This window comes from Photobacterium damselae (genome assembly GCF_003026815.1).
In the GTDB taxonomy this organism is placed as follows: domain Bacteria; phylum Pseudomonadota; class Gammaproteobacteria; order Enterobacterales; family Vibrionaceae; genus Photobacterium; species Photobacterium damselae.
This window is the reverse complement of record NZ_PYOG01000002.1, coordinates 266,881-281,030: the sequence shown is the minus strand read 5'-3', so window position 1 is coordinate 281,030 and position 14,150 is coordinate 266,881. Positions and strand designations below refer to the sequence as shown.

The 14,150-nt window shown below is 37.3% G+C and carries 12 protein-coding genes; 3 read left to right on the top strand and 9 right to left on the bottom strand.

All coding sequences use genetic code 11. The features are described from left to right. The first annotated feature begins 90 nt into the window (after positions 1 to 90). On the top strand, positions 91 to 372 hold the full coding sequence (locus tag CTN07_RS04140; protein ID WP_036763704.1) for a hypothetical protein: 282 nt from the start codon (positions 91 to 93) through the stop codon (positions 370 to 372). On the opposite strand, the gene CTN07_RS04135 is transcribed toward CTN07_RS04140, so the two are convergent. The 4 genes from CTN07_RS04135 to CTN07_RS04115 form a co-directional block, all read right to left on the bottom strand. Further along, positions 356 to 739 carry a VOC family protein gene (locus tag CTN07_RS04135; RefSeq protein ID WP_036763701.1) on the bottom strand — a complete coding sequence of 128 codons (384 nt, stop codon included), beginning with the start codon at positions 737 to 739 and terminating at the stop codon, positions 356 to 358. The genes CTN07_RS04140 and CTN07_RS04135 overlap by 17 nt on opposite strands. A gap of 31 nt (positions 740 to 770) precedes the next feature. Further along, on the bottom strand, positions 771 to 1,223 hold the full coding sequence (locus CTN07_RS04130) for a YaiI/YqxD family protein (protein ID WP_036763699.1): 453 nt from the start codon (positions 1,221 to 1,223) through the stop codon (positions 771 to 773). A 122-nt stretch (positions 1,224 to 1,345) separates the two neighbouring features. Beyond that, positions 1,346 to 3,160, bottom strand: coding sequence for a DUF3413 domain-containing protein (locus CTN07_RS04125; RefSeq protein ID WP_005299007.1), 1,815 nt, complete (start codon positions 3,158 to 3,160; stop codon positions 1,346 to 1,348). A gap of 206 nt (positions 3,161 to 3,366) precedes the next feature. Then, entirely contained in the window at positions 3,367 to 4,962 is a 1,596-nt protein-coding gene (locus tag CTN07_RS04115) for an ABC-F family ATPase (RefSeq protein WP_005299004.1), read from the bottom strand. Positions 4,963 to 5,186: 224 nt separating this feature from the next. Here CTN07_RS04115 and CTN07_RS04110 point away from each other — a divergent pair, with 224 nt between their 5' ends. Beyond that, complete coding sequence (locus CTN07_RS04110; RefSeq protein WP_005299002.1) at positions 5,187 to 6,326, top strand: S8 family serine peptidase; 1,140 nt, start codon at positions 5,187 to 5,189, stop codon at positions 6,324 to 6,326. Positions 6,327 to 6,560: 234 nt separating this feature from the next. On the opposite strand, the gene CTN07_RS04105 is transcribed toward CTN07_RS04110, so the two are convergent. From CTN07_RS04105 to CTN07_RS04085, 5 genes are all read right to left on the bottom strand, one after another. Then, positions 6,561 to 7,604, bottom strand: coding sequence for an HlyD family secretion protein (locus CTN07_RS04105; RefSeq protein WP_005299000.1), 1,044 nt, complete (start codon positions 7,602 to 7,604; stop codon positions 6,561 to 6,563). Then, on the bottom strand, positions 7,605 to 8,921 hold the full coding sequence (locus CTN07_RS04100; RefSeq protein WP_107183674.1) for a glycosyltransferase family 2 protein: 1,317 nt from the start codon (positions 8,919 to 8,921) through the stop codon (positions 7,605 to 7,607). After that, complete coding sequence (locus CTN07_RS04095; RefSeq protein ID WP_005298996.1) at positions 8,911 to 10,239, bottom strand: TackOD1 domain-containing metal-binding protein; 1,329 nt, start codon at positions 10,237 to 10,239, stop codon at positions 8,911 to 8,913. Before CTN07_RS04095 ends, CTN07_RS04100 begins: the two co-directional genes overlap by 11 nt. Before the next feature lie 514 nt (positions 10,240 to 10,753). Next, entirely contained in the window at positions 10,754 to 11,785 is a 1,032-nt protein-coding gene (tdh, locus tag CTN07_RS04090) for an L-threonine 3-dehydrogenase (RefSeq protein ID WP_005298994.1), read from the bottom strand. A 2-nt stretch (positions 11,786 to 11,787) separates the two neighbouring features. Then, positions 11,788 to 12,981, bottom strand: a complete 1,194-nt coding sequence (locus tag CTN07_RS04085) for a glycine C-acetyltransferase (RefSeq protein WP_005298992.1) — start codon at positions 12,979 to 12,981, stop codon at positions 11,788 to 11,790. A 258-nt stretch (positions 12,982 to 13,239) separates the two neighbouring features. On the opposite strand from CTN07_RS04085, the gene CTN07_RS04080 reads away from it, so the two are divergent. Further along, positions 13,240 to 14,124, top strand: coding sequence for a LysR family transcriptional regulator (locus tag CTN07_RS04080; RefSeq protein WP_085999136.1), 885 nt, complete (start codon positions 13,240 to 13,242; stop codon positions 14,122 to 14,124). The last annotated feature ends 26 nt before the right edge of the window (positions 14,125 to 14,150 follow it).

Genomic DNA, 14,150 nt, shown 5'->3' with positions numbered 1-14,150 from the left:
TTATTGTCTTTGTCCATCTTTTTCATAAATGTATTATATTGCTGATAGCAGGTTGAGAGAGTATCATCATTTTTTTATCGGTGATGCACAATGAAACCAACAACATCTGAAGCCATGCGAAATATCATATCGCAGGTTAAAACTGAGTTACCTCTTTATGATGAGAGTACATTTACTTGTGGGCCTGATAATAGTTGTATTGGCTGCCCTAAAAAACTGATGGAAATGCTTGAATCAGAAGTCTCTTACTGGGAACACGCCCTTGATCGAGGGACAAAGCCTAACTTTGATGATCTCTATCGATTTGGCAAAATGTGTAAAAATATCAAACGCGGATTAATTAGAAACAATCTTATTAAATCAGATAGTTAGATAATTCCAATAGATTGCCATCAGGATCTCTTATATACACGGAAGTTATACTCCCCATAGCCCCTGTCCGTTGGATTGGTCCTTGTAGAATAGGAATATTAAGTGAAGAGCAATGGGCACAAAAGTCAGCAATATCCACATCAACAATAAAGCATAGATCAGCACTACCCGGCTGTACAATTGCAGCTTTAGGTTCAAATTCTGAGCTTTTCTGATGCAAATTAATTTTTTGATTTCCAAACTCTAAGGCAACACGCCCTTCAGCAAAATGAATAACCTTCATCCCTAAAACAACCTGATAAAATCTTAAAGTTCTATCTATATTTTCAACGGTTAAAACGAGATGATCAAGCTGTAATACTTTCATAAGTAAATCCTTTTACTCAAAAAATCAGGAATTATTTTTTAAAATTTTTCGCGATAAAGCTATCTAATTTATTCGCAAAATTTTGTCTATCTGCCTGGCTAAGCGGTGCAGGACCTCCTGTTTGAATACCACTACTTCTTAGCGTTTCCATAAAATCTCGCATTTGAAGTCTCTGCTTAATCGTCTCTTTTGTATACATCTCCCCTCTTGGGTTCAATGCATGACCATTTTTTGTAATCACCTCATCTGCTAATGGGATATCAGCAGTAATCACCAAATCACCTGCTTCTACTTGCTGGACAATGTAGTTATCTGCCACATCAAATCCCGCTTCTACTTGTATCGAACGAATATGTGCCGATGCAGGTACTCGAATAAATTGGTTTGCGACAAGAGTCACTTGTACACCTACACGGTTAGCAACCCGAAAAAGGATCTCTTTTACAACGTTAGGACAAGCGTCCGCATCTACCCAAATTTTCATAATAATTCCTATAAAAACGACCCATCTTAAGTAAGCCGTTATGCCCAAGTAACTTTGAGATGAAAAATTCAGAGCACTGACATTACAGCTTGTAAGTTACTTGGGTATCTATTCTTTTCTGGTTAATGTTTATAGTATTTTGCCATTAAATCAACTTGTTTTTTAATGACATCAATCGGAATACGACTCCCATTGATGGGCTTTAAATGGTTATCAAGCGACTGGTAACCACCGCCAGGATAAGTCACTAACATGGCATCTGGCCCTACAATAGCGTAATTATAATAACTACCAGCGATAAACCAATCTCTAGGTTTTGGATCAAACAGGTTATATCCAACACTATAATCACTGGTTGACGTTGGGCTATGAAAGATCTCAGACATCAATGTCGGCATTATGTCGTAATGATTAGTTCGGTAGTTAATAACTTGACCATTATGCTCAGGTAAGTAAACATACAGTGGCACATGGATTTGTACATCACTGTAGTTGCTAGAGTGTCCCCAATAATTCTGTTTGTTATCATTGAATTCTTGTCCATGATCGGACGTGATCACAATAACCGTATCCTTCAAATTCACTTTAGCTAAAACTTGTGCAATCAGTTTATCAATATAAACCAACGAATTTTTATAGCGATTATGATACAGAGAAGCATCAAAGTTATTATTCAATAAGGCGTGATCAACTCGCTGTACATATGGCTCAAACTTACTGCTGTCTGCCGAAAAATCTGATGCATGAGCCGCATCATAAAATAAGAACCCAAAATAAGGCTGATCATTTCTTTTATTTTTAAGAAATGTTAAAAAATCCTGTGTGATCTGAGCATCACGCTCTACCGCATTCTTACCCGGAGTGTGAAGTCGAAGCTGCTTTACCTCTTTAAAAATAGTTCTTCCTAATGGAGGGCTATTGAGTGTGGCAGAGCCTAATATTTCAGTTTGATAGCCTGACTCTATAATTTTATTCATAAATATAGGGCTTGTCTGGCTGGCGTAAAAGCTATCCCAGTAAGTTGGCGGTAAGCTATAAAACAAGCTAAACATACCAGCTTGAGTGGAATTACCACCACTACGATGCTCTTGGAATCGATAGGTTTTTTGAGCAAATTGGGAAACATTAGGCATCACAGATTTTGTCGCATCACTAAAGCGCCATGCATCTATCATAATGAATAACACATTGGGTTTCTTTATATCCGAATCAATCTGTACTGAATGTAACGGATATAAAATATTTGTCGCTTGTAATGAATGGACCTGAATTCTATTTTTTTCTGCTTTATTTCTATTGACTATATTGTTTTTATATAGAAATTCACGGGCTGTTAATGGGTAATAAAGTGGCCACTTATTGTTAAATTGACTAAATTCCATGCTATATAGCGCGTTACTATATGCATGAATACCTTGGCTTAATAACAGTGATATAAACCAACTGATCATTAAAATCCATTTTAGTTTTGATTCTAATACTCGCTTACTTAACCAGAAAACAAACCCTAGTCCAATTAAATAGAAGCAATATAAGCCAATGAAAAATAGCCAAGATACCCAAGAAATATCGAACACTTCATTTCCAGCATTAAAAAACATTTTAATTAACAATGCATTAATATGAAATTTATATTGTTCAAAAACAACAAGATCGACGTTTAAAATGAGTAATAAAATAGAAAAAACAATGGCGATAATTACTTTAAAATAGTGTGTTGGTAGTATCCCTAAAGGTAATAAAACTAAATTGAATGCGAGACAAATTAAACCAAACCAACCATATTGAGTAAAAATTAGATAACATTGCTGTAATAGTGAATAACTTTGACCATTGTCATTATGAAGAAATGATGAAAAGCCTAATGCAATAAAAACAGTTAGACATCCCCAAAATGCCACAAGCCAACGGCAATTTTTTAGGAAGCATTGAAACATTATTGTGTACCAAGTTTCGGTATATATGAGTTTAAAATTATAATGATTAATGTTTGCGATAAAATAGCAAACACTGAGAAAGATTGTTTCAGAAAAGATACGGTATTTGATTCATATCTAATGATATTTCAATCAATATTTAAAAATACACAAAAAAATGAGGCTAACAGCTAGCCTCATTTTTTATTTGATTATTTTAGCTAAAATTAGCCTTCAAGGCCTTTCTTCGCAAGATATTCATCGTATGTACCATGGAAATCTTCCACGCCATCTTTCGTAATTTCGATGATACGAGTTGCGATAGAAGATACAAATTGACGGTCGTGAGAAACAAACATCAATGTACCTTTAAAGTGCTCAAGAGCTAGGTTAAGCGCTTCGATAGATTCCATATCCATGTGGTTAGTTGGTTCGTCCATTAATAGGATGTTCGGCTTTTGCATAATTAGCTTACCAAACAGCATACGACCCTGCTCACCACCAGATAGTACTTTTACTGATTTCTTAATGTCATGTTGAGAGAACAGCATACGACCAAGGATACCACGTACAACTTGCTCGTCGTCACCCTCTTTCTTCCACTGGCTCATCCAATCCATTAGGTTTAGATCTTCTTCAAAGTCAGCGCCATGATCCTGAGCATAGAAACCAATATTGCTATTTTCAGACCACTTAACCATACCTTCCATTGGTTCCATTGCACCAGCAAGTGTATTTAGGAAAGTAGATTTACCGATACCGTTCTCACCGATAATAGCGATGCGCTCACCTACTTCAACCAATAGACGAACACCATTGATTAAGATGTTATCACCATAACCTTGCTTTAGACCTTCAACTTCTAATGCGTTACGGAACAGCTCTTTCTCTTGCTCAAAACGGATAAATGGTGACTGACGGCTTGATGCTTTTACTTCATCTAGCTGAATCTTATCTAATTGCTTCTGACGAGATGTTGCCTGCTTTGCTTTTGATGCGTTAGCAGAGAAACGGCTTACGAACGTTTGAAGCTCAGCCATTTGTGCTTTTTTCTTCGCATTGTCTGCAAGTAGACGATCTCGAGCAGACTCAGCTGCGATCATGTATTCGTCGTAATTACCTGGGAATAGACGCAGCTCACCGTAGTCTAAGTCAGCCATATGAGTACATACACTGTTTAGGAAGTGACGGTCGTGCGAAATGATGATCATAGTACAGTTACGCTCAAGCAGAACTTGCTCAAGCCATGCAATAGTATGAATATCAAGGTTGTTGGTTGGTTCGTCCAGAAGCATAATTTCTGGGTTTGCAAATAGAACCTGAGCAAGAAGAACACGTACTTTCAGACCAGGAGCAACCGCGCTCATTAGGCCAAAGTGTAGATCTTCTGGAATACCAAGACCTAATAGAAGTTCACCAGCACGCGCTTCCGCTGAATAGCCATCCATTTCAGCAAATTCAACTTCAAGATCAGCAACGCGCATACCGTCGTCTTCTGACATTTCAGGCATCGCATAAATACGATCACGCTCTTCTTTTACTTTCCATAGCTCTTTGTGACCCATGATTACGGTATCAACAACAGTGTACTCTTCAAAAGCAAACTGATCCTGGCCCAGTTTCGCCATACGCTCGTTTGGATCTTTTGAAACAGTACCTGATGATGGCTCTAGCTCACCGCCTAGGATTTTCATAAAAGTAGACTTACCACAGCCGTTCGCGCCGATAAGACCGTAACGGTTACCTTCACCAAACTTAACTGAGATATTTTCAAACAATGGCTTTTCGCCAAACTGCATTGTGATATTAGCTGTTGAAATCAATGTACTGTTCCAATATATGATGTTCGTTCAAACATGAAAAAAGCCGCGTTGTTATGCGACTTTTTCTCGAAATTGCTGACTACTATAACAAAAAATGCGACTTGAATCACTGAATATCTTATCGAGAAGCCAGCAATCCATTCTTAAAATCAGAACAAATATGCAAAGCAAAATGCAAAGCGCTCATTACTGACTACACTATTAATAAGGATGTCGTAAATGGGATGTTTATTATGAAAACGCTGTATGCCATTACTTCGTCAGTTCTTCTATTCACAGGAACTGCTGTAGCACAACCCGTACCCTTTGATCTTAAAAATCAATTCATTATTCAGTTTGAATCTTCTATCAGTAATGAGAAAAGACACGCTATCGCATTAGAAATTACCAATGCTAAAGGTCAAGTACATCATCACTACTCACATGCTTTACAAGGAATGTCGATAACGTTACCTCCTCAGGCACTAACCAAATTGCAAGAACGATTTGGCGATGCCATTATCCATATAGAGAAAAACCAGATAGTTAGCTTAGCTAAGCCAGGGAATGGTAAAGGTGGCGGCGGAAAAGGTGATGGTGATAGTGGCAGTACGACACCAAGGGCTCCTGAAGTGATACCTTGGGGAGTAAGCCGTGTTGGCGGCCCTCAAATAGCTGAATATGGCACCGCATGGGTAATTGATACTGGTATTGATAGCAGGCACCCAGATCTTAATGTAGATAAAAATCGTGGGGCTAATTTCATTCGAGGTAAAAATACTACTGAAGATGACAATGGTCATGGAACACATGTTGCCGGAACAATTGCAGCTAAAGTCGATGGTTACGATGTTGTCGGGGTAGCGGCTGGGGCAACGGTTATTCCTGTTCGCGTCCTTGATAATAACGGAAGTGGTACAATGGATGGCGTTATTGCTGGTGTTGACCATGTTTATCGCAACGGTCAATACGGTGACTGTGCCAACATGAGTCTCGGAGCTCAAGGGTTTTCTTCAGCATTAGATACAGCTATAAAAGCCGCGGCTAATAAAGGCATCATTTTTGCAGTTGCTGCGGGTAATAGTTCGGCAAATGCAGCCACTTTCACTCCCGCAAGTACAACGCACCCAAACGTTTTTACAATATCTTCTGTCGGCCAATATGATAATTTCTCTTGGTTCTCCAATTACGGCTCAGTCGTTGAATATGCATTACCAGGTGAAAATATTCTATCAACTAAGACAGGCGGAGGCACAGTTGCATACAATGGTACTTCAATGGCAGCTCCTCATTTTTGTGGTTTAGCCATTATCGGAAGTTATTATATCAATGCTTACGCAAACAACGATCCAGATGGCAGCCCAGATCCAATACCTAGTTTATAATCACAAGCGGGTTGATATCCCTATCAACCCATCTTTATCTTAATAGATTTTTGAATAATTTAGTGATACTTAGGTTATATGCTAACCATATTCTTCTAGCAAAATAAATTATTGTTAAAACCCACAAGAACTCAATAAGGTTCCAAATAAACATAATAATTAATTTTACTTTATTTAACTCATATGCATTCTATCGCACTTTGTTTTTGTACACAAAACTATGCCACATAAGCATCAAATAATAACTTTGACAGGCATCCCTTCAACCCAATCCAGATCATTTACGTGATTATTGAACTCAAGAACAACTTTTAATACGGCTTTCGTTTCTGTAAAAGGTGTCGTTAGTTGCGATGGAAGTTTAGTTGCCAACCGAGGTTTAGATCGAACAATTGCAGAATATTGGCCACCATTAGGCAATTGAACCATCACTTCACTCCCTTTTGCGACTTTAGCCAGATATTTAGCATCAACATAGCTAATTACTTCAGGCTGTCGATAGGGAGCAATAGTCATCAACTCTTGGCCTTTCTGTACCCACTGCCCTTCTGTAACATAATTCTCAACAATAAACCCAGATACAGGCGATACAATGGACAGTTCATTCTGCTGACTCTGATATGAAATTAACTTTAATCCAATATCATTACGTAAAAGCATTAACGGGCCAGCTAACTTATTTTGATCGTAAGAAAACAGCGCCTGTTCCTTTGATATTGATGACTGAAGTTCTCGCTGTTTGGCAACACTGGCAGTATTTATAATATTGGCGTAATCAACTTGAGAAACTTGACCTTGTTTTCTATATTTTTCATAAAGTTTTTTGATTTCATTAACTTTGAGAAAACTACTTTTAGCATTTTTAATTTCTTGATTATATTTATCAAGGTTAATTGCTGGTAACTTTTCTATTTGCGCATCAATTTCTTGAGTCTTGAGTGATAAATAGTGTTCCGTATTTGATATCGTTTCATTATTAATAGTCACTAACACGGATTTTTTAGTATATAACTCATCCCCATTGACAACAAAATCAATAATACCATCGTTTGTAGCTGTAATTAGCATCGGACTTGTTGTTATTATCCCTGGTGCAATTGTCAAATAGATTGACTGATACATAAAATAAGCAAGATATAATATAGGACTGATAATAAGTAATAACAATAAATACCAGCGAAGCCTATACCCTCCACGCTTTGCCGAACCGTATATCACATTCATAAAATTTGAACTTTTCGGATCGACTTGAGTTTCTGTATGAAATTGGACTTTCATCTAAAATCTTTTCCCTTTTTTTAATACCCACCAAGGTGCCATATTGGATTCTTCATGACTACGTCTGATCAACTCATTAAACATTGAAAACGCAGTAATTATTCTCATTAGAAATTGATATATAGGATATAACCATAACCAGACCACAAATTTGATATCCTTCATTGGACGTTCAGAAATCAAATTAATATAAAGAATAAAGTAGACACTTGTAATAACCAGATACATTAAATACAAAATAATATTAATCGTTAGCACTATTTGCCAAGGTGCATACATGCAAATATAAATTAAGTAAATAATAACGAGTAATGGTAGAATCACATTTTGAAAAATCCCATAAACAAGTATAAATACAAAGTTTCCCCAGCCGAGTAATTTCGGAGTTAAACCCTTATTATGTTTTCTCAAATGAAGGAATAACAAATCACCATCCCATCTTAGTCGCTGTTGAATCAATCCTTTTATCGTACTTGGAACATCGGTATGCCCAACAGCATGGGGGGAGAAAGCTAATTTAGTCTTTGGGTATCTTCTTTTGTATTGTTTTAGCCGTACTGTTAAATCTAAATCTTCTGCAGTATGAGTATCCCAGCCTCCAATATGATTTAATATTTTCCGTCTAAATCCACCAAATGCGCCCGATATATTATTAAGTACACCCCAGTTAGCCATTCCCGTTTTTCCAAGTTGCATCGATAACATATATTCTATGGCTTGCATTCGAGTTAAAATATTATCTTGCCAATTTCTAACTTTTAGCGCTCCACCTACTGCCAAGGTGTTGGATGATTGAAAATGCTTAACCATATTGATGGTCATATCATTATCAAAAGAGGTATCTCCATCGACATTGATGACTATGTCATGTTTAGCAAAAAAGAGCCCAGAGTTGAGGGTCGATACTCTTCCTCCACGTTGCCACTTTGGTATGACTCTTACTTTACGAAAAGGTATTGATTTATATTTGGCTGCACACCTTAAAGCAGCTTGATAGGTCTCATTATTTTGTTTTGCCCCATCAACAATAGCAAGGATTTCAATTTTCCCTGGATATATCTGTTCAACTAACGTATCTACTGTTTGAGTTATGGCATCCCCCTCTCCATAACAAGTAATAATAAAACTGACTGATGGGTATTTGACTATTTGATTTTCATCTTGATGCCATCCCCATCGAAATACACCTGATATTACTAAGATCACAAGTGGTAATTCAATTAATAAAAAACCTGGTAAAAATAAGAAGATATTATTTGAATTTTGGGAAAGTGATGTTATTAATGTCAGCGCTATATAATTTAAGCTATCTATCATTCTCAATACTTTCTATTTTATCTTCAAGCCATCTAGTTATTGATTTATCCATAGCCATTTTTGATAATGTCCACATTCCGACAATAACGGATATTTTAGGAATGTTTATATTCTCAGTTACACGGCTAATTTTTTTCATGATTGTATTCATTGAGTTCTTAGATGTATGAGGAAAGACCAATAAAATGACATCATTCTCATACTGGCATGTAATATCAGTTGTTCTCAATATTGTATTCAGCCTATCAATATACTCATAAATAAAATTGTCTGCTTTATCTCTACCATATGTAAAATTCATTTCATCTATTCCATTAAATTTAATAGCACAGATAATATGATCGTATTGATGTCTAATAGACAGTTTACTTAACCAAGGTAATAAACTGAGTAAATATTCTTTATCAACTCTTCCAGATAGATTTAAATCAGGTAAATTATAGTCTAACTTTGCTCTAACATACTGCTCGCCTTTATCGGTAAGTCGATATGTATAGATCGATTTAGCTATAGTTGAAGAAACATCTTGAATACTGTGACATGAAAAGCATTTTGCTCGGGTTTCAGATTCAATAAATAATTCATGGCAGCTCTTACATGAAAACATTTCTAATGGACGATCATAATCAACCCCAATATGCTTTAATTTTGTTGAACATTTTGGACATTCAAGATGATTCGCCTTTTTAAATTCAGTCTCATTGTTAACATGACCACAAGTAAAGCAATGTAGTGAATGCTGAGAAATAATATCGATACTCTCACAGTTAGGGCATGTTTCTATATAGTTTAAATGTCCACTATGACATGTATTACAAATTCTTATTTTATCAATAAGACTATCCGATTCAATAAGCCCAGATTTAATAAAACTCTCCAGCTCTATAATTTCATTCTGTTTATAAAATACGTTAAGTATTGGATATGTATAAACCGTATCTAGATGATAATTTAATTGAGGAGTTAGTCTTCTTGAAGGATAACTAAATAGCCAACTTAATAATTTATTATCAGTATTTTTAATTAACTTCGCTTTTTCCCTTACAATATCCCAATCGGCTATTGCTTGCTGACAAGAAAAGATGCCATAGGAGAGATAAGAAGATAACTCTGTTTTTGCTGATGTATAAATCAAACACTCTGTAAGATGTTTATCATTCAGTTTTTTGAGTGTTTCATCAATATCTTTTTCTACAACAATAATAGAGTGCTTTATATTGATAATATCATCTATATAATTAATGTTATGAACGTTAAAGCGTTCATCAGAAACACATAGATCACCTAATATATATAAAGGTATCAATGACTTATTCATTATTTTACCAAAGGTTGTTAGTTTAATTAGCGAGGTTTATTTGCAAGTTATCGCGAGACGTAGATTACAGGATAAATTTAAATCTAATAATTTATCGTGTCATTTTTTTGACAACCATCAACGTAATTATTTTTTTGACATTTCTCGCTATAAATAACGTTTTAAATCATTGACATTTATTTATTTTAGATTTTTGTTCAATTTGTTTATAGATACGGAAAATGAGCATTGGTAGTCTAATAAAAATGTATTTATTAATTACATGCATCTACAAACTTTCTCATGTTAACGACAATAGGCCTTCTTTCTTACCTATGTCTAAATGTATACCCTAAATGGAGGCATGGAAGGATGGAGGTTTATTAGACATAAAAAAATGACGCCTCGATTACATTCAAGGCGTCATTCAATTTTATGGGGAATTTCTTGGCGATAATAGAGTTATCTTACCCATTCACATAATCGGAAACCCATATTTATGTAAACAGCACAACTCTTATAGCCTAGTATTACCCTACTCCCAATCAAGAATAACTTTACCTGATAAACCAGAGCGCATTGCATCAAAGCCTTGCTCAAAGTCATCAATCTTGTAGTGGTGAGTAATAATTGGAGTTAAATCTAGGCCAGATTGAATCAATGATGCCATCTTGTACCAAGTTTCAAACATTTCACGACCGTAAATACCCTTAATTACAAGGCCTTTAAAGATCACTTGGTTCCAGTCAATTCCCATGTCTGATGGAGGAATGCCCAACAATGCAATCTTACCGCCATGGTTCATACTTTGCAGCATGCTATTAAATGCCGATGGATTACCCGACATTTCAAGACCAACATCAAAACCTTCAGTCATACCCAGTTCTAACATTACATCTTTTAGGTTCTCGTTAGCTACGTTTACAGCACGAGTGACACCCATTTTACGAGCAAGATCCAGACGGTATTCGTTCACATCAGTGATCACAACATGACGGGCACCAACGTGTTTTGCAACTGCTGCTGCCATAATGCCAATAGGGCCTGCACCTGTGATCAATACATCTTCACCCACAAGATCAAAGGATAGAGCGGTATGAACCGCATTACCAAATGGGTCAAAAATAGAAGCAAGATCATCTGAAATACCTTCAGGGATCTTAAATGCATTGAACGCTGGAATCACAAGATATTCAGCAAATGCCCCTTCGCGGTTTACACCTACACCAATTGTATTGCGACATAGGTGAGTACGACCACCGCGGCAATTACGGCAGTGACCACAAGTGATATGACCTTCGCCAGATACACGGTCGCCAACTTTAAAGCCGCGAACCTCTTGGCCCATATCAACAACTTCACCCACGTATTCATGACCCACAACCATAGGTACAGGAATGGTTTTTTGTGACCACTCATCCCAGTTGTAGATATGTACGTCAGTACCACAAATTGCTGTTTTCTTGATACGGATTAATAAGTCGTTGTGCCCCATTTCTGGTTTATCAACTTCTGTCATCCAAATACCTTGTTCTGGTTTTAGCTTAGAAAGCGCTTTAATTTTCATAATTAGATGATTCCCATATCTTTACCAACAGCAATAAATGCATCAATCGCTTGGTCTAACTGCTCACGGCTATGTGCTGCCGACATTTGTGTACGAATACGTGCTTGGCCTTTTGGAACAACAGGGAAAGAGAACCCTACAACATAAATGCCTTTTGCTAATGCACGCTCTGCAAATTCTGCCGCGACTTTCGCATCACCTAGCATGATTGGAATGATGGCATGATCTGCACCCGCCATAGTAAAGCCTGCTTCAGTCATACGGCGACGGAAGTGTTCTGCGTTATCCCATAAATGGCTACGAAGATCGCCACTTTCAGCAAGTAAATCAATTACACGATTAGAAGCAGCAACAATGGCAGGAGCCACTGAGTTAGAGAACAGATAAGGACGAGAACGCTGACGTAACCAGTCAATCACCTCTTTCTTACCTGCTGTATAACCGCCTGATGCGCCACCCATTGCTTTACCCAAAGTACCTGTAATGATATCAATGCGATCCATTACGCTGTGGTATTCATGAGTACCGCGACCGTTTTCACCCATAAAGCCAACTGCGTGAGAATCATCCACCATCACAAGCGCATTGTATTTATCCGCTAAATCACAGATAGCTGGAAGATTAGCAACCACACCATCCATTGAGAATACGCCATCAGTTACAATCAGTTTATGACGCGCGCCAGCGTTATCGGCTGCGATTAACTGCTCTTCTAACTCTTGCATATTATTGTTTGAGTAGCGGAAGCGCATCGCTTTACATAAGCGTACACCATCAATAATAGAAGCGTGGTTTAAGGCATCAGAAATGATTGCATCTTCAGCACCTAAAATGGTCTCAAACAGACCTGCGTTTGCATCAAAACATGAGCTATAAAGAATCGTATCTTCCATACCTAAAAAAGCAGAAAGTTTTTGCTCAAGTTCTTTGTGCGCATCTTGCGTACCACAAATAAAACGCACTGAAGCCATACCAAAACCGTGTTCATCCATGCCCTGTTTTGCAGCATTGATTAATTCTGGATGGTTAGCCAAACCTAAATAGTTGTTAGCACAAAAGTTCAGTACTTCTTCGCCAGTGTTGATCGATACTGCCGCTTTTTGTGCTGAAGTAATAATACGCTCTGACTTATACAAACCTTCCGTTTTTACATCGGCGATTTGTTGTTGGATCTGTTGGTAAAATGCTGAAGACATGACGTTCCCCATCGCTTTCTTTTGTAATAATTTAGTGACGATATTTAATGCTGAGCCTGTTTACCGAATAAAATGTTACACAGCTCACACTTTATTGTTTTTACAGCAAAAAATAGTCATTTAAACAGCAATAAATCATGCTGAATCCCTTTTCTCGGATTCTAATTCAAAGCTATTACAACTATTATCCCCTAGTATGGAAAATGATTATTGAACCTGAGGCACAAATCTGTGGAAACGAATAAACTCATTGCTCTTATGCCCGATTTAGCGGTTTTTATTATCGTTGTCGATGAAGGCAGTTATACCGCGGCGGCAAAAAAGTTAGGGGTTACCCCATCGGCACTGAGTAAGCAGGTTTCAAAGTTAGAAAAAGCCTTGTCGGTAAAATTACTCGAACGCACAACGCGAAAATTAGTGATGAGCGAATCAGGCAAGCGAATCTACGAACAATGTACAGCCATGATGAGTGCGGCCAAACAAGCGGTTGAGATCTCCAGTTCAGAGCACACCATTCCAGCGGGTACTGTAACTGTTGCTGCACCCAAGGCGTTTATGAGTATTATGCTCCAACCCTTAGTTACACCATTTTTAAATTTATACCCAGATATTCAACTTAAAATTAAAGCCCGAGATGGCGATATTGATTTGCTAGCAGAAGAAATTGATATTGTGTTTCGCTTAACTGAGAAGCCTATTGAAGGCCAAGTGTTAAAGCAAGTAGGCAAAGTCAATCTGGTATTGTGTGCAAGCCCTGATTACATTGCACGTAAAGGGCTCCCTCAACATCCTTTGGAGCTTAAACATCATGATTGTATCTATTTGGGAGAGACCAACACCGATCATATTTGGGAGTTTCATCAAGGTACCGAGAGACACAGCATTGCAGTTACGGGGCGTTATGCCGTTAACCATTCTCAGATGCGTTTAAAAGGCGTACAAGATGGCCTAGGGATCGGTATTTTTCCTGACTTTGTCATTAAAGAAGCATTAGCTGAAGGCAGTGTTATCGATGTATTACCAGAATGGACAATTAGAGGTAACTATCAAGGAGTCATCGCCCTGCAATACGCACAAACCAAATATATGCCCGCACGTGTACGAGTTTTTATTGATTATGTCACTCAACATTTGCCACTATAGATAGATAAAAATACGTTAAGGGCTGC